Genomic DNA, 16452 nt, shown 5'->3' with positions numbered 1-16452 from the left:
ATGGAAACAAACGGGGTTCAGCTCACGCCGGAACAGGCCCGTGCCGCCCTGGCCGACACCGAGCACGTCCGGGCCTCGGCCGCCGCGCTGTCGGCCACACCATGGCCGACCTGGTTCTTCGTCACGCTCACGCTCTACATCGCCGCGCTGCCGATCACCTACGGAGGCATCGCGGCCGAGTCGGACTGGCTGCTGCCGCGCCCCGCCTGGATCGCCGTCATGCTGGCGACCACCGCTGTGTACGGGGCACTCCTCGCCGTCGCGGCCAGGTCCTGGCGCGACAGGACCGGGGTGGCCCTGCGGTTCGACGTGCTGCCGAAGCGGGTGACCGTGCCACTCATGGTCGGCCTGCCCACGCTGCTGGTGGGGTCGGCGTTCGCCTTCCGGGTCACGGGACGGCCGGCGTGGCTGATCGCGGCCTCACTGATCGGCGCCGCCGTGTCCGTCGGCTTCCACCTCGCCTTCGTCCGGCTGCACCGGAAGTCCGTGTGAGCGCCGGGGCGGACGACGGGCCGACGGGTTTCGACAACACCGTCCACGCCCCAAACCGGCTGCGCGTCTGCGCCCTGCTGGACACGGCGGGCGAGGCGGAGTTCGGCCTGGTCCAGCAGCAACTCGGCCTCTCCGCCTCCGTGTTGAGCAAGCACGTCACCGTCCTGATGGACGCCGGCTACGTCGAGCAGCGCAAGGCCGTCCGCGACACCCGGCAACGCGTGTGGCTCCGCCTGACCGACCGGGGCCGCGACGCCTACCGGGGACACCTGGCGGCACTGCGGGCGATCGTGGGGCCGTCGGATCCGGCGCTCTAGTCCCGGCGCCGGTCAGGGCTGTCGCCGTTCTTGGCGTCGCACTCGAACCAGACGGTCTTGCCGGTGTGCGTGGGGTGCGAGGGCGTGCGGTGCCAGCCCCAGCGGTCGGTGACGGCCTCGACGATCAGGAGCCCGCGCCCGCCTTCTCCGTCCACGGCCGTGGAGAACCCCGGAAACACCGGGACCCGCGCGTCGGTGTCGCTGACCTCGACCCGGACTCCGTCCCCGCCGGACTTCCGCAGCAGCAGTACGGTGCCGCGCCGGTCGGGGACATGCCGTACGACGTTGGACACCAGCTCGGTCAGGGCGAGGGTGGCGGAATCGGCGAGGCCCGGCATTCCCCAGGCGCGGAGGTAGGCGCGGAGGATCCGGCGAAGGTGCAGAGCCGAATGCTCACCGAGGGTGAAGTTCATGCCGTACCTCGGCCCAAGAGGGCTGGCGCCCAGGCCGGTTACGTCAGTTACGTGATTCATGTCACCAGAGTGGAGTCACGTGATTACGCTGGGCTACAGAACGAATCCAACGACGCGAAGCGTCAGCTCGGGGGTGGCCCACCGTGCCCAACATCCGCGAACTCGACCCCAGTGCCTCTCCGCTGGACTATTTCGGCTTCGAGCTGCGCAGAAAGAGGGAGGAAGCGGGGCTCACCCAGGGGGAGTTGGGTGGGTGCATCTTCTGTACCGGGTCACTGGTCGGCCAGGTCGAGACAGCGAGGAAGGTTCCCACCAGGGAGTTCGCCGAACGGGTGGACGCGGCGTTGGGAACGGACGGGGAGTTCTCGCGGCTGGTGGGGCTGGTGCTTCGAAGCCAACTCCCGCACTGGTTCCAGGCGTACGCGGAGATGGAGGCGAGGGCCACATATATCTCCACCTATCAGTGCCAGTTGGTGTACGGCCTGCTGCAGACGGAGGAGTACGCCCGGGCCGTACTGGGCGTTGACCAAACGGACCGTCTCGACGAGATGGTGGCGGCTCGGATGGATCGCCAGCGGCTTTTGAAACGCGAACAGCCGCCGGTCCTGTACGTGGTACTGGATGAGTCGGCTCTGCACCGGCAGATCGGTGGCCGGGACACTATGCGGAGGCAACTAGCCCACTTGTTGGGTTGCTTCGACCGGCCCTGGACCCAGCTTCAGGTGCTGCCGTTCTCGGTAGGTGAACATGCCGCGATGATGGGCTCGTTCAATCTCCTACGCTTCGATGACGACCCGGACGTCCACTACAGCGAGAGCTACGACGCGGGTCACATGACCGCCAACCCGCAAGTGATCAGGGAGCGTTCTGTCGGATACGCTCGTTTGCAGGCCGACGCCCTTTCTCCGAAGGAGTCGGCGGCGCTGATCGCTCGACTTATGGAGGAACGCTATGGGGAGCAGCCCGAGTCCGGCGAGCGCACAGTGGCGTAAGTCGTCGTACAGCGGATCCAGCGGCGGCGACTGCGTCGAAGTCGCCCCCCTGACCCCCCACATCGCGGTCCGCGACTCCAAGGCCCCCGGCCTGGGCGCTCTCACGCTCACGCCGGAGGCATTCACCGCGTTCGTTACGGCTGTGGGCTCGTCAGGATGACGAGTTGCTGGGTCGCTCGCGTCATCGCGACGTAGCGATCCACGGCCCCCTCGATGCCCTCGCCGAACGACTCGGGATCGACGACCACGACCAGGTCGAACTCGAGCCCCTTCGACAGTGTCGGGGTCAACGACCGGACACGCGACGTCGTCGGCCGGAACCCGGGGGCGCCGATCACGCAGGCGATGCCCTCGGGGTGGGAGGTGAGCCAGGCGTCGAGGACCGCGTCGAGGTCCGACGCCGAGCCGTGGACGACGGGAACCCCGCCGCTGCGGATGGACGTCGGGACGTTGGCGTCGGGGAGGGCGGCCCGGATGACCGGCTCGGCCTCCGCCATGATCTCCTCCGGCGTCCGGTAGTTGATGCTGAGGGACGCCAGGGTGATCCGGTCGAGCCCGACCCTCTCGAGGCGCTCCTCCCACGACTCCGTGAACCCGTGCCGGGCCTGGGCGCGGTCCCCGACGATGGTGAAGCTCCGGGACGGGCACCGCAGAAGCAGCATCTGCCACTCCGCGTCGGTCAATTCCTGGGCCTCGTCCACGACGATGTGCGCGAACGGCCCGGCGAGCAGGTCCGGTGCGGCGAGGGCCAGTTCGGACTCGTCGACCAGGCTGACCTTGGCGTCCTGGCCGCGCAGCATCCGTACCAGGCCCACACCTTCGTCACCGTCCGCGCCGGAGGCGGACGCGGCGTCGATCAGGTTGTCGACGACCTGGTCCATGCGCTCGCGCTGGGCGGCGAGCACGCTCTCGTGCCGCCGCTTTCGCCGGGCCGCCTCCGGGTCCCCGAGCCGCAGCCGGGCCGCGTCCAGGATCGGCAGGTCGGACACGGTCCAGGCGTGGACGTCGCCGCGCTGCAGCTTCCGTACCTCATCGGGAGTGAGCCAGGGCGCGCACATCCGGAGATAGGCGGGCACGGACCACAGGTCTCCGACGAGATCGGTCGCTTCGAGGAGCGGCCAAGCGCGATCGAAGGTGCCCAGCAGCTCCCGGTCCTGCGCGAGGGCCTTGCGGAGTTGTTCGGGCGAGATGTCGTGGTCGCCGGCACCGTCACCGTCGGCCTCGTGCTTCTCGGCGAGGATCGTGAGGATCTCCTCCCAGACCTGGTCGCGGGCCTCGTTGTGCGGGACGCCGGGTGCCGCCTCGAAGGCGACGGCCCAGTCCCCGGCGGTCAGCCGGATGTCGGACCAGGGGGTCGAGACCGTCATCCCCTGGGTGGGCGGCTCCTCGTAGAAGCGGACGCCCTTCTCGACCGCCTTCACCAGCTCCGCCGACGACTTCAGCCGGGCCACGTCCGGGTCGGCCTCGACCCCCGCCGACGCACCCTCGTCGACGAGGTCCCGCAGGGTGCACGTCTGCACGCCCTCCTCGCCGAGACTGGGCAGGACATCGGCGACGTACGCCAGGTAGGGCCGGTGCGGGCCGACGAACAGGACGGCGCCACGACGGTGACCGAGACGCGGGTCGGCGTAGAGGAGGTAGGCGCTGCGGTGCAGGGCGACGACCGTCTTGCCCGTGCCCGGGCCGCCGTCGACGACGAGCGCGCCCCGCGAACCCGCGCGGATGATGGCGTCCTGGTCGGCCTGGATGGTGCCGAGCACGTCACGCATGCGCGGCGAACGGTCGCTGCCGAGGCTGGCGATGAAGGCGGACTGGTCGTCGAGGGCGGCGGCGTGCCCGTCGAACCCGTCCGAGGCGAACACCTCGTCCCAGTAGTCGCTGATCCGGCCGTCGGTCCAGCGGTACCGGCGGCGGCTGGCCAGCCCCATCGGGTTGCCGTGGGTGGCGCCGAAGAACGGTTCGGCGGCGGGGGAACGCCAGTCGAGCAACAGCCGCCGGCCGGTGCTGTCGGTGAGGCCGAGCCGTCCGACGTACACGGACCGCTCGGGATCGTCCGCGCTGACCATGTGGCCGAGGCAGAGGTCGAGCCCGAAGCGGCGCAGGGCGCGCAGACGGGCGGTGAGCCGGTGGATCTCGGTGTCCCGGTCCATCGCGTCGCGGCCGGTGCCACCGGGGGCTTTGCGCACGGCGTCGAGACGTTCGGTCAGTTCGGCGATCGACTGTTCCAGGCACTCCGCGATGGCGGCGAAGTGCCGCTCGTCACGGGCGATCAGCTTCGGATCGGCCTTGGCGGAGAGACGGTCGGGCAGGTCGAACGCGCCGGCGGTGATCAGGGAGGTCACGTCTTCAGCTCCGAGGCTACGAGACTTGTGAATGGTGAATGGTGAATTGCGAATTACGAGGACGGGGAACCCGCTATCGGCCGACCGTGTCGAGCAGCAGCCTCGCGGTCACCGCCGCCCCGTCGGTGCGGACAGCGGCGGCCACGGCGGTGGCCCGCTCGCGGGTCTCGGGGGCCAGGGCGACATCGAGAGCGGCGGACAGGGACTCGAAGGTCGGTGTCGGACCGTCGTGCGCCGCGCCGATGCCCAACTCGGCCACCCGGGCCGCCCAGTAGGGCTGGTCCACGATCTGCGGTACGACCACCTGGGGTGCCCCGGCGCGGGCGGCGGTCGTGGTCGTACCCGCGCCGCCGTGATGTACGACGGCGGCCAGCCGGGGGAACAGTGTCTGGTGGTTGACGTCGCCGACGGCGAGGCAGTCGTCCTGGTCGTCGATCAGGGCGAGGTCGGCCCAGCCCCGCCCGACGAGGACGCGCCGGCCCTGCGCGCGCACCGCCTCGACGGCCACCTGGGCCACGTCCGACGACTCCCGCATGGGCATGCTGCCGAAGCCCACGTACACGGGCGGTTCGCCGGCCGCCAGAAACGCCAACAGGTCGGCGGGCAGGGGCCGTTCGTCCGGCAGGATCCACGCGCCGGTCTGGAAGACATCGAGGGCAGAACCGAGGTCGGACGCACCGGTGCCCGCTTCGGGCCACGGGGCCAGGACCGGGTCGGCCGCCAGCAGTGGCCGGTCGGTGAAGACGTGGCGGAGGGTGTCGTCGACGACGGGCTGGCCGATCGACATCCGGTGAGTGTTGAGCCCCGGCCCGTACAGGACGTTGAAGCTCTCGGTGGTCAGGTCCCACAGCACGCGGTTGTCGGTCTCGTCCGGCGGGAACGGGCGGCCGGGCAGCGCGTGCGGCCTGTGGTGGGGCGACGGAAGCATGGTCGGGAAGTAGGCCACGTAGAGGAAGGGGATGCCGAGCTTCTCGGCCACCGAGCGGGCCGCGCCCACCGCCGGGACGAGCCCGGTCGCCACCACCGCGTCACATCCCTCGGCCGCGGCCACGACTGCCTCGTACTGCGCGGCGGTCAACGCGGCGGCGCGCTGGGGCAGGCCCTCCGGTGTCAGCGGAGCCGTCCCGGTGACCAGCGTGCGCACCGGCTCGGCGGCCGGCACGAACTCCACGCCGACCTCGGCCAGCAGCTTCGCGAACTCGTCGTCCGAGGGCGCGCACACCCGTACCAGCGCACCGAGTTCCCGCAGGGCCAGGGCGAGCGCGGCCATGGGCTGGACATCCCCGCGCGACCCATAGGTCGACAGCAGAACACGCACTTCGAGACTCCCCGTTTCCGCGAATTTCCGGCTCAGGCGGGAGATTCTGCGGCACGACGGGGGCCTTGCCGCAAGCCCCCCGGTGCGCTATACATTGAATATGGCAAGGAGTTTAGAACTCCTTGCTTTTTTGTTTTCGTGGCGTCGCGTGGCATGCCGGGCCGGTGAACCTCAGCCCTCCGCGCCCCTCTGCTGCCTCTGCTTCCTTCTCCGGAACAGCACGACGGCCATGACGAGCGCGGTGGTCACCCCCACCTGGAGGACCAGGCCCACCAGCCCGTCGATCAGGCTGTCGACGGAGAAGTCGAAGATCACGTCGGTCAGGAAGCGGACGAGGGCCACGGAGCAGAGGATGAGGGCCACGTGGGCCAGCGGAATCCTGCGCTTCTTCCCGTTCTTCTCGTTCTTCCCTTCCATCTCCGCCATCTCCGCTGCCTCTTCCGTCGACTCCTGGTTCGGCTGATTCTTACATCACCCCTTTGAGCCCTACTTGGGTGCCTATCGGTACGACCCCGTTTCGCTCAGTGGAAGGGAACTTCCATTGACAGGGCGGTTACGTGCGTGGCATTTGGCCGAAACATCCTGCCCGTTCCCTTTAGGCCATCCGGCGCCATCGTGGCGACCCGCGCAGGAAGAGACCCCGATGACGGACACGGACACGGACAGATCCGCGGAGATCACGGGCAGGGAGGGCTACTCCCCCCGCCTCTACAACGAGGACCTCGCCCCGGCCACCGAGCGCAAGTGGGGCGCGTTCAGCATCTTCAACGTCTGGACCTCGGACGTACACAGTCTGTACGGCTACTTCCTCGCCGCCAGTCTGTTCCTGGTCGCCGGCAACACCTTCAAGTTCCTGATCGGCATCGGCGTCGGATCGCTGATCATCTACTACCTGATGACGCTGATCGGCAAGGCCGGCGTACGGACGGGCGTCCCCTACCCCGTCCTGGCCCGCGCCTCCTTCGGCACCTTCGGCGCGAACGTCCCCGCCCTCGTCCGGGCCGTGGTCGCGACCTTCTGGTACGGCGCCCAGACCAGCGCGGCGGCCGGCGCGATCGTCGCGTTCCTGGTGCGGTACGACGGTCCGAAGAAGCTGCACGAGACGACCCACCTCTTCGACCACAGCGGGCTGGAGGTCATCTGCTACCTCGCCGTCTGGGCGGCCCAGTTGCTGATCATCAGCAAGGGCATGGAGACGGTCCGCCGCTTCCAGGACTTCGCCGGCCCGGCGGTCTGGCTGATGATGCTGGTGCTGGCGGTGGCCCTGTCGGTGAAGGCGGGCACCCTGTCCTTCTCCGTCGACATGCCGGCCAAGGACCTCGCGGCGCTGGCGAAGAGCGCGACCGGCCTGGACGTGACGCCGGGTTCGTTCGCCGCGATAGCGGCCATCGCCGCGACCTGGGTGACGTACTTCGCCGCACTTTTCCTGAACTTCGGTGACTTCGCCCGGTTCGCGCCTGACGAGAAGACCCTGAAGAAGGGCAACGTCTGGGGCCTGCCGGTCAACCTGATCCTGTTCTCGCTGGTCGCGGCGGTCACAACGGCCTCCGCCAGCAAGGTGTACGGCGAGGTCATCCTCGAACCGGCGGCGATCTCGGCCAAGTTCGACAGCGCGTTCCTCGTCCTGCTGGCCGCCCTGACGTTCGCGGTCGCGACCCTGGGCATCAACGTCGTCGCCAACTTCGTCAGCCCGGCCTTCGACTTCGCCAACGTGGCCCCGAAGCACATCACCTTCAAGCGCGGCGGCCTGATCGCCGCCGTCATCGCCCTCCTCCTCTACCCCCTCCACCCCTGGGACAACGCCCCGAGCTTCGTCAACGCCATCGGCTCGACCATGGGCCCGATCTTCGGCGTGGTCGTCGTCGACTACTACCTGCTCCGCAAGGCCCAGTTGAACGTCCCCGACCTCTACAAGGAGGACGGCGAGTTCCGCTTCCAGGGCGGCTGGAACATACGGGCTTTTGTGGCGGCGGCAGTGGGCGCGATCTTCTCCAGCATCCTGCCGACGTACGGCCCGTCCGGGTACGGGGCGGCTCTGGGGCCGTACTCGTGGTTCATCGGGGTGCTCGTCGCAGGGACGATCTACTTCGGGATCAGCGGCGCGAGGAGCCGACTGGTGGCTTCCGAACCCGACAAGGAGCCCGCGGTCTGACCGGTCACGGCTTCGGCTCGGGCTTCGGCTTCCACGGCCTCGTGCGCGGGTCCGGTCCGGTGCGGCTCCGCCGCCCGCGCCGGGCCCGCGTTAGCGGCGAGGATGAGTGCGGCGGCGGCGACGATCGCCGCGCAGATCGCTCTGGCATGAGAGAGCATGGCAACCTCGCGACCTCGCGACAACAGCGACGTATTAAGCACGCTTAATCCGTGGCTTAACGTAGAGCTTGACGGACCTCAACGGCAAGTGGGCGCAGGGGAGTTGGCGATGGTGGAGCGCGACGACCCGGAGGTCATCGGGCGCAGGGTGCAGCGGCTGCGTATCGAGCAGGGGCTGACACAGAGGCAGTTGGCGGAGCCCGCCTACACACCCGCCTACATCTCCACCCTGGAGGCCGGACGCGTGCGGGCCTCCGACGAGGCGCTGCGGCACATCGCCGAGCGGCTCGGGGTGGCGTACGAGGAGATCGTGACCGGGCGCCCGGCCCATCTGGCCACGGACGTCCGGCTCCGGCTCACCGACGCCCAGCGCACCCTCGCCACCGGCGAGACCGAGGCCGCGGCCAAGCAGTACCGGGAGCTGAGGGAGGAGGCCGCGCGGCTCGGGCTCCTCGCGGAGGAGGCCGCCGCGCTGCTCGGGCTCGGCGAGTGCGGAGTGGAGACCGGGGATCTCGGCGCCGCCCAGGAGTACTTCGAGCAGGCCGAACGGTGTCTGGCCGACGAACCTCTCACCGGCCGCGTCCCCGCCCTGCGCGGACGGGCCGTCGCGCACTATCTCGCCGGTGAACTCCGTTACTCCGTATACCTTCTTGAGTCGACGATCGACGAGCTGAACCGCAGCGGGCTGCACGACCCGGACGCGCTCCTCCCCCTCTACGCCAGCTCCATCGCCCCCTACATGGACATGGGCGCCCACGCACGGGCGGCCCAGGCCGCCGAACTGGCCCTCGCGCTCGCGCCGCAGGTGCGCGATCCGGCGCTCATCGCCCGGATGCACCGACAGGTGGCCCGGACGATGCTCGCCGAGGGACGGTACGCGGAGGCCGACGCCTCGCTGGCGAAGGCCGCCGAGCTGTACCGGCAGCTGCAGATCCGTACCGAGCTGGCCAACTGCCACTGGATGCGCGGGTATCTCTACGCCCAGCAGGGCGAACTCGCCCGCGCGGAAGCCGAGTTGCGCGAGGCGCACGCCATGCTGTCCGCCAAGCGCGCCGCCCTCTACAGCAGCCAGGTCACGGTCGAGCTGGCCGACGTACTGCACCGTCGCGGCAAGTCCGACGAGGCGGCGGCGCTGCTGCACGACGTACTCGGTGATCTGTCGTCGGAGCGCGGCGCCGTGCACTCGGCCGCCGCCCACCGGCTGCTCGGCATCATCGCCGAGGACGCCCGGGACACGGAGAAGGCCGAGGAGCACTACGTACGCGCCCTCAGCGTCCTGGAGCGCGCGGGCGCCGCCGGTGACCTCGCCGACCTGTGCCGGCTGCTCGGCGATCTGCTGCGCCGGACGGGCCGGGTGGAGGCCGCGCTCGACGCGTACCGGACGGGGCTGGGGCACCGTACGGCCCCCGGGACGACCACCCTGGGCCCGGCACCCGCACAGCCGCCTCTTTGACCAAAGGGGGACAGGTTGTCCCTGGATCAGTTGTGCCTTCATCCGCAGGGCGACTCCTCGCATTCTCGATATCGGCGGTTCTTCCGCCGCGCGAGTGGCAACGGCCCCGCGCAGCTGTAGCGCGACAAGGAGCACCACAATGAGCCAGCAGACGATGCAGACGATCGCCCTGGTCACCGGCGGGAACCGGGGACTGGGCCGGGCCACCGCCCTGAAACTCGCGGAGGCGGGCACCGACGTCGTCCTCACCTACCGGTCGAACGAGACCGAAGCGGCCGAGGTAGTGGAATCGGTCACCGCGCTGGGCCGCAGGGCCGTCGCCCTCCAGCTGGACACCACCTCCTTCGACACCTTCCCCGCCTTCGCCGCCGGCCTCCGCGAGGCGCTGGCCACCGTCTGGGGCCGTGAGAGCTTCGACCACCTGGTCAACAACGCCGGCGTGGGGGCGTTCACCCCGGTCGGCCAGACCACCGTCGAGGCGTTCGACCTGATGGTGAACGTGCACTTCAAGGGGGTCGTCTTCCTGACCCAGGAGTTGCTGCCACTGCTCGCCGACGGCGGACGCATCGTGAACCTGTCCACCGGTCTGGCCCGCTTCGTGGGCGAGGGCTTCGGGGTGTACGGGGCGGTCAAGAGCGCGGTCGACACCTACAGCAGGTACCTGGCCAAGGAACTGGGTGGACGCCGGATCAGTGTGAACACCATCGCCCCGGGGCCGATCGCCACCGACTTCGCCGGCGGCGCGATCCGTGACGACAAGGAGATGAACGCGCAGTGGGCCGGCAACGCCGCCCTGGGCCGTGTCGGCGAGCCCGACGACATCGGCGGCGCGATAGCCGCGCTGCTCGCCCCGGGAACCGGATGGATCACCGGCCAGCGCATCGAAGCCTCCGGCGGAACTCTTCTCTGACGCACCCCGTCACGAAGCCGAGGACGCCCCCGCGTCACGAAGCCTGGAGAATCGCATCATGGACCGCGCCCAGCTCGCCGACTTCCTGCGCACCCGCCGCGAGGCCCTGCAGCCCGAGGACGTGGGGCTGCCACGCGGGGCACGCCGCCGCTCCCGGGGCCTGCGCCGCGAGGAGGTCGCCGTGCTGGCCGGCATGTCCACCGACTACTACGCGCGCATCGAGCAGCAGCGCGGCCCCACCCCCTCCGAGCCGATCCTCGCCGCCATCGCCCGCGCCCTGCGTCTGACCCTGGACGAACGCAACCACCTGTTCAGGATCGCCGGGCACCACACCCCGGGCCCCGCCCCCCTCACCGACCATGTGGCCCCCGGCATGCTGCGCATCCTGGACCGTCTGGCCGACACCCCCGCCCAAGTGCTGACCGCCCTCGCCGAAACCCTCGTCCAGACCCGGCCGGCCGTCGCCCTCGTCGGCGACGACACCGGGCACACCGGACTGGCCCGCAGCCTGATCCACCGCTGGTTCACCGACCCGCACGCCCGGCGGACCTACCCCGAGGCCGACCACCCGCTGCACAGCCGCGCCCTCACCGCGGACCTGCGCGTCGCCTACACCCGCCAGGGACCGGGCTCCCGCGCGGCCGAGATCACCGACGAACTGCTGGCCCGGAGCGAGGAGTTCACCAGGCTGTGGAACCAGCACGAGATCGGCGTCCGGCGCCCCGACACCAAGCGCTTCACCCACCCCGACCTCGGCATCCTCGAACTCCACTGCCACAGCCTTCTCGACCCCGCGCAGGACCAGATCCTCCTCGTCTACACCGCCACCCCGGGCACCGAACACCACGACAAACTCCAACTGCTCTCCGTCCTCGGTGAACGGCAACCACATCTTTGATCGCCGCACGGCTTTCTGTGGGATTCCACGGGGATCGCACAGTAAGAGCGGTTAGTGTTCGGCCGGACCTGTGGACATTTGACCGGGATGGTGCGAGCGCGTGGACGGCGAGCACGACGGAGGGTACGGCGACAGGTACGCCGGATACGGCGGCGGGTGGAGCGTGGCCGACGGGCTGCGGTTCGCCGTTCGCGCGTTCGTGTACGCCGTCGTCGGCGGCGCCGCGCTGATCGCCATCGCCACCGTCGCCTCCGTACTCGGGCCGACCCTCGCCCTCGACCTCTACACGCCCGCCGTGGCCGCCTGGTGGACGGTGTTCACGGCGGTCGTGGTGCAGGGAGTGCCCTTCCTGCTGCTGGGCACGGTGGTGTCGGCGGCGATCGGGGCGTTCGTACCGGAGCGGGTGTTCACCCGGCTGCTGCCGCGCAACCAGGCGCTCGCCGTGCCGATCGCGGGCGCGGCCGGGGTCGTCCTGCCCGGGTGCGAGTGCGCGTCGGTGCCGGTGGCGGGGAGCCTGATGCGGCGCGGGGTGGCCCCGGCCGCCGCGCTCGCGTTCCTGCTCTCCGCGCCGGCGATCAACCCCGTGGTGCTGGTGGCGACCTCGATCGCCTTCCCCGGGCAACCGAGGATGGTGCTCGGGCGGCTGGTGGCCTCCCTGGTCACGGCGGTGGTCATGGGCTGGCTGTGGGCACGGTTCGGGCGGGACGAGTGGCTGCGCAAGCCCACGTCGGGGAGCGGGCCCACCCAGTCCTCCGGCTGGCGCGGGTTCTCGGCCGGGCTCCAGCACGACTTCCTGCACGCGGGCGGCTTCCTGGTGCTGGGCGCGGGGGCGGCGGCGACCTTCAACATCGTCGTCCCGAGGTCCGTGCTCGACGTGTTCACCGGCTCGGCGTGGCTCGCCGTGCCGCTGCTCGCCGTACTGGCGGTCGTCCTGTGCGTGTGCAGCGAGGCCGACGCCTTCGTGGCGGCCTCCCTCAGCGGCTTCTCCCCCACGGCCCGGCTCGCCTTCATGGTGGTCGGCCCGATGGTCGACCTGAAGCTGATCGCCCTCCAGGCGGGCACCTTCGGCCGGTCCTTCGCCCTCCGGTTCTCGTCGGTGACGTGGGTGGTCGCGCTGACGAGCAGTGTCGTCGTCGGGTGGTGGCTGTTGTGAGGGGGAGAGGGAGAGGGAGAGGGAGAGGGTACGGACCCGCTGTCCTGTTGCTGCTGACGGGCGGGGCGGTGCTGCGTATCGCGCTGTTCAGCGAGCTGTATCTGCGGTACGTCCAGGAGGGTCTGCGGCCGTACCTGGTGGTGTCCGGGGTGGTACTGGTGCTGCTGGGGGTGGTGGCCGCCCTGGCACGGGGGCGGGCCGACAGCGACGGTGAGGCTGACAGTGACAGTGACGGTCATGGTCACCGTCATGGACACGGCCCCCGGGTCGCCTGGCTGCTCACGCTTCCCGCCCTCGCGCTGCTCCTCTTCCCGCCGCCCGCCCTGGGCTCGTACAGCGCGGACCGCGAGGCGGCTCAGCGGGCCGCGCAGGGCGTGGGTACGTTCCCCGCGCTGCCCGCCGGGAATCCGCTGGAGCTGACGGTCGGCGAGTTCGGCTCGCGGGCGATCTTCGACAGGGGACGGTCACTGAAGGGCCGTACCGTCCGGCTGACCGGCTTCGTCACCCACGGGGACGACAGCACCTGGTACGTCACCCGCCTCCTCGTCTCCTGCTGCGCGGCCGACGCCTCGACGGGCAAGGTCGAGATCCGCGACGCCGACGCCCCGGTCACGGACACCTGGGTCACGGTCACCGGAACCTGGGTGCCCAAGGGGAAACTGGGCTCGGACGCGGCCTGGCCACCCGTGCTGGACGCGGGATCCGTACGGACGGTCGCGGAGCCGTCGAACCCGTACGAGAGACGATGACCGCGGCGCGTGACTGAGCCGTGGTGAAAGGATTCCACGAGTGCCGGACAAGGCAGGTCGTGGAATCCATGACGGAGACGGAACAGAGGGCCACCCGGGATCAGCGGGCCCGGTTCGAGGCGTTGGCGCGGGTCGTGGCGGAGCCGTTGCACCGCTATCTGCTGCGGCGCGCGGAACCCGACCAGGTCGACGACGTCCTCGCGGAGACGCTGCTGGTGCTGTGGCGCCGCATCGAGGACGTACCGGGTCTGGCGACGGAGCACGCCCCCGTCCTCGTCCCAGACCCCGACGCCGTACTGCCCTGGTGCTACGGCGTGGCCCGCGGCTGCCTGGCCAACGCCCGCCGCGCGGACCGACGCAGACGCTCACTCCTGGAACGCCTGACGTGGACAGCGGCGGGCTCGGCGCGGGAGACGGGGGACGCCGACCACACCGCCCTGCACACGGCGCTCGCCCAACTCCGCCCGCTGGACCGGGAGATCGTCCAGCTGTGGGCGTACGAGGAACTGACCCCGAGCCGGATCGCAGAGGTGACCGGCCTGAGCGCGAACGCCGTGAGCATCCGGCTGCACCGGGCGAAGAAGAAACTGGCGGCGCGACTGGAGCGAAAGACCGGCCCGGGCGCCGGACATGAGACAGGCGAAGGACAAGGAAGCGAAGAAAGCGGAAGGAGCAGTCGGTGAACGACGACGAGTTGCTGGCCCACCTGAAGGCCACGGACCCGGCCCTGACCTCGAAGGCTCCCCGACCCGACGTCGCCCGTCTCGTGGAGGCCACGATGAACACGAACACCGCACCTACGGATACGAGTACGAGCACGACCACGAGCACGGTGGGCGCAGGGCCGCGCCGCCGACTCGTCCCGGCTCTGGCGTTCGCCGCCCTGCTGGTGGTGGGAGGCGGTGTCACCTGGGGGGTCGCCGCGAGCGGCGGAGACGCGGCGAAAGACAGCAACGGCGCAGGGACGGTGACGGCCGCGCCCCAGACCCACTCCCGGGCCCAGCCCCTGACGCTCACGCTTGCGGACAGCGGTTCGGCCAAGTGCGCGGCACCCACTCTGCAGTTCCTGCTCAGCCACCAACTCGCCTTCGAGGGCACGGTGACCGCCAAGCGGGGCGACCGCGTCGATCTGACGGTCGACCACTGGTACCGCGCCACCACCGGTACCGCCTTCCACCCCGACGAGGTCCGCCTCACCAGCGACGAGGGAAACTCCGAGGCCACGATCTTCGAGGTCGGCACCCAGTACCTGGTCACCGCGGACGACGGCGCCGTCCCGATCTGCGGCGGCACGACCATCGCCACGGACGAAGGAAGGACCATGTTCCAGCAGGCTTTCGGGGCTCCTGGGAACTGACACACGCCCGTACGCGCCGCGGCGCCCTGCCGGGAAGGCGGGCGCCGCGATGTCCGTATGGGGGGAGGGAAGTCGAGCGAGCTCAGCGCTTTGTGCCGCTGCGGTACGTCGAGATGCCCAGGGCCAGCAGCCAGTAGCTGAGGATCGCGCCCATCAGGGCTGTCGTGCCCCAGCCGTTCGCCGCGTAGAAGTTGGCCGGGGTGTTGCCGAAGAACAGGGACGGTACGAAGGCCAGGTTGATGCCTGCCAGGACGTACGCCGAGCGGGTGGTCCAGCGGGGGAGGAGGTTCGTGCGGGCGATCGTGTAGGCGGTCGCCGTCAGGAAGAGGGCGAGCAGGAGGCGGCTGATCGAGCCGTAGAGGATGTAGGTGCCGTTCACCTCGATCGTCGGGTCGATCGAGTTGTCGGTGGCGATCACCGCGCCGGCCTCCAGACCCATGGAGACCAGGGTGATCGTCGCGTAGACGAGGCCCGTCGCGTAGGCCAGCGAGGCCGCCCACTCGTAGGCCGGGTTCACCCGCTTCACCAGTTCGCGGAAACTCGTCACGAAGAGGATCAGGAACGCCAGCGCGATGATCCCGATCAGGAGACGGGCCAGGACGTTCGCGTCCGGGGGTGGGCCCGAGTAGATGAAGTACAGGGGCACTTCGACGATCAGGGCGACGGCGGTGGCGATACCCGCGACGCCGGTCAGGCGACGTGCGGTCCGCTCGCTCATGCCGGTCGGGTGGAGCGTGTCCGTGGTCGGCCGCGTTGTCTGCTCTGTTGTCTGCTGTGTCTTCGTCGTCTTGTTCATGTAAGGGATCGTGCCGGTCGCGGCGCGCTTCGTCCCTGGGCCTGAGTGGCCGATGTGGGGGTGGTGTTACCTACACCTCCCCGCGCGGGACTGAGGGTGATTTCGATTTACACCGGCGTGTGCATGCGTAAAGAGGGTGCCGCGGGTACCCGGGACACCCGAAGGACTCGAAAGGCTCCGGGAGGCGATGGCCGTGCGGTTCGGGGACGGTCGGCACGATGGGCGCGATGGACGCGATCGGCGTCATGAGCGGTTGGCTGACGTGATCGTCGAGCGGGTACGGGGCTCCCGACCCGGTGAGATCCCCCGGCGGCTGTGTGATGTCGCCGTCGAACTGCTGCCGGTGACCGGCGCGAGTGTGTCCCTGCGCGCCGACGGCGTGCCCTTACGGCTGACTGAGACCGACGCGCGCGCTGCCCAACTGGCCGAGCTGCAGGCGACCTTGGGCGACGGGCCCGGCCAGTCCGCCGGTTCCTCCGGCGTTCCCGTCCTCGCGTCCGATCTGACGGCCGGCCGCGACGCGCGCCGCTGGCCGGTCTTCGCCCAGGAGGCGAGCGAACTGGGCGTCTGCGCGGTGTACGCGCTGCCCCTCGGCAGCGGCCGCATCTGCGTCGGCACACTGGACCTCTACCGTGACACCGTCGGGGAGCTGACCCCCGGCGAGCTGGGCACCGCCGGTTGTGTGGCGAGGATCGTGACGGTGTCGCTGACGGACCTGTCCAGGACGGCCCGGCTGGGCGGCCTGGTCGCGGACTACGACGAGATCCACCAGGCCACCGGGATGATCATGGTCCAGCTCGGCGTCGACGCGGAAGAGGCCCTGGTACGTCTGCGCGCGCACGCCTACTCCCACGGCCGCACGGTGCTCGCGGTGGCGCGAGAGGTGGTGGGGCGGCGGAGGCGGCTCGACAGGGGGTAGGCCGCCTGGTGGGGCGGGGCGAGGTGTCCGGGG

General features: G+C 70.2%; 18 protein-coding genes. 13 read left to right on the top strand and 5 right to left on the bottom strand.

Translation table 11 applies throughout. The features are described from left to right. Nucleotides 1–492, top strand: coding sequence for a hypothetical protein (locus OG241_RS28095; RefSeq protein WP_405819027.1), 492 nt, complete (start codon nucleotides 1–3; stop codon nucleotides 490–492). Continuing rightward, nucleotides 489–809, top strand: coding sequence for a transcriptional regulator (locus OG241_RS28090; RefSeq protein ID WP_405819025.1), 321 nt, complete (start codon nucleotides 489–491; stop codon nucleotides 807–809). Before OG241_RS28095 ends, OG241_RS28090 begins: the two co-directional genes overlap by 4 nt. On the opposite strand, the gene OG241_RS28085 is transcribed toward OG241_RS28090, so the two are convergent. After that, nucleotides 806–1282 (bottom strand): ATP-binding protein, encoded by a 477-nt coding sequence (locus tag OG241_RS28085; RefSeq protein WP_405819023.1) that lies wholly within the window; start codon nucleotides 1280–1282, stop codon nucleotides 806–808. The genes OG241_RS28090 and OG241_RS28085 overlap by 4 nt on opposite strands. A gap of 83 nt (nucleotides 1283–1365) precedes the next feature. Between OG241_RS28085 and OG241_RS28080 the strand changes: the two genes are divergently transcribed. Both OG241_RS28080 and OG241_RS28075 read left to right on the top strand, forming a co-directional pair. Then, nucleotides 1366–2214, top strand: a complete 849-nt coding sequence (locus OG241_RS28080; protein ID WP_405819021.1) for a helix-turn-helix transcriptional regulator — start codon at nucleotides 1366–1368, stop codon at nucleotides 2212–2214. Further along, on the top strand, nucleotides 2174–2374 hold the full coding sequence (locus OG241_RS28075; protein ID WP_405819019.1) for a DUF397 domain-containing protein: 201 nt from the start codon (nucleotides 2174–2176) through the stop codon (nucleotides 2372–2374). Before OG241_RS28080 ends, OG241_RS28075 begins: the two co-directional genes overlap by 41 nt. Here OG241_RS28075 and helR read toward each other — a convergent pair. The 3 genes from helR to OG241_RS28060 all read right to left on the bottom strand — a co-directional run bounded on the left by helR (nucleotide 2349) and on the right by OG241_RS28060 (nucleotide 6300). Next, nucleotides 2349–4556 carry an RNA polymerase recycling motor ATPase HelR gene (helR, locus tag OG241_RS28070; RefSeq protein ID WP_405819017.1) on the bottom strand — a complete coding sequence of 736 codons (2208 nt, stop codon included), beginning with the start codon at nucleotides 4554–4556 and terminating at the stop codon, nucleotides 2349–2351. The genes OG241_RS28075 and helR overlap by 26 nt on opposite strands. A gap of 73 nt (nucleotides 4557–4629) precedes the next feature. Continuing rightward, nucleotides 4630–5874, bottom strand: coding sequence for a glycosyltransferase (locus OG241_RS28065; RefSeq protein WP_405819015.1), 1245 nt, complete (start codon nucleotides 5872–5874; stop codon nucleotides 4630–4632). A 171-nt stretch (nucleotides 5875–6045) separates the two neighbouring features. Then, a complete protein-coding gene (locus tag OG241_RS28060; RefSeq protein ID WP_405819013.1) occupies nucleotides 6046–6300 on the bottom strand; it encodes a hypothetical protein in 255 nt (84 codons plus the stop codon). A 217-nt stretch (nucleotides 6301–6517) separates the two neighbouring features. Here OG241_RS28060 and OG241_RS28055 point away from each other — a divergent pair, with 217 nt between their 5' ends. From OG241_RS28055 to OG241_RS28020, 8 genes are all read left to right on the top strand, one after another. Further along, nucleotides 6518–8026 (top strand): NCS1 family nucleobase:cation symporter-1, encoded by a 1509-nt coding sequence (locus OG241_RS28055; protein WP_405819012.1) that lies wholly within the window; start codon nucleotides 6518–6520, stop codon nucleotides 8024–8026. Nucleotides 8027–8293: 267 nt separating this feature from the next. Next, the gene (locus tag OG241_RS28050; protein ID WP_405819010.1) at nucleotides 8294–9637 is read left to right on the top strand and encodes a tetratricopeptide repeat protein; all 1344 of its coding nucleotides are present in this window, start codon (nucleotides 8294–8296) and stop codon (nucleotides 9635–9637) included. Nucleotides 9638–9791: 154 nt separating this feature from the next. Further along, nucleotides 9792–10547 carry an SDR family NAD(P)-dependent oxidoreductase gene (locus OG241_RS28045; protein WP_405826455.1) on the top strand — a complete coding sequence of 252 codons (756 nt, stop codon included), beginning with the start codon at nucleotides 9792–9794 and terminating at the stop codon, nucleotides 10545–10547. A 58-nt stretch (nucleotides 10548–10605) separates the two neighbouring features. Then, nucleotides 10606–11445: a helix-turn-helix transcriptional regulator gene (locus tag OG241_RS28040; RefSeq protein ID WP_405819008.1), complete on the top strand. Its 840-nt coding sequence runs from the start codon at nucleotides 10606–10608 to the stop codon at nucleotides 11443–11445. Nucleotides 11446–11545: 100 nt separating this feature from the next. Further along, on the top strand, nucleotides 11546–12598 hold the full coding sequence (locus OG241_RS28035; protein WP_405819007.1) for a permease: 1053 nt from the start codon (nucleotides 11546–11548) through the stop codon (nucleotides 12596–12598). A 47-nt stretch (nucleotides 12599–12645) separates the two neighbouring features. Beyond that, on the top strand, nucleotides 12646–13347 hold the full coding sequence (locus tag OG241_RS28030; RefSeq protein ID WP_405819005.1) for a TIGR03943 family putative permease subunit: 702 nt from the start codon (nucleotides 12646–12648) through the stop codon (nucleotides 13345–13347). 68 nt (nucleotides 13348–13415) lie between these two features. Further along, nucleotides 13416–14030 carry an RNA polymerase sigma factor gene (locus OG241_RS28025; RefSeq protein WP_405819003.1) on the top strand — a complete coding sequence of 205 codons (615 nt, stop codon included), beginning with the start codon at nucleotides 13416–13418 and terminating at the stop codon, nucleotides 14028–14030. Next, nucleotides 14027–14704, top strand: a complete 678-nt coding sequence (locus OG241_RS28020) for a hypothetical protein (protein ID WP_405819002.1) — start codon at nucleotides 14027–14029, stop codon at nucleotides 14702–14704. The genes OG241_RS28025 and OG241_RS28020 overlap by 4 nt, the downstream gene beginning before the upstream one ends. 82 nt (nucleotides 14705–14786) lie before the next feature. On the opposite strand, the gene OG241_RS28015 is transcribed toward OG241_RS28020, so the two are convergent. Next, entirely contained in the window at nucleotides 14787–15422 is a 636-nt protein-coding gene (locus OG241_RS28015) for a hypothetical protein (RefSeq protein WP_405826454.1), read from the bottom strand. Nucleotides 15423–15687: 265 nt separating this feature from the next. Between OG241_RS28015 and OG241_RS28010 the strand changes: the two genes are divergently transcribed. Next, nucleotides 15688–16419, top strand: a complete 732-nt coding sequence (locus tag OG241_RS28010) for an ANTAR domain-containing protein (protein ID WP_405819001.1) — start codon at nucleotides 15688–15690, stop codon at nucleotides 16417–16419. The last annotated feature ends 33 nt before the right edge of the window (nucleotides 16420–16452 follow it).

Source organism: Streptomyces sp. NBC_01390 (assembly GCF_045040105.1).
Lineage (GTDB): Bacteria > Actinomycetota > Actinomycetes > Streptomycetales > Streptomycetaceae > Streptomyces.
This window is presented reverse-complemented; position numbering and strand designations above follow the sequence as displayed.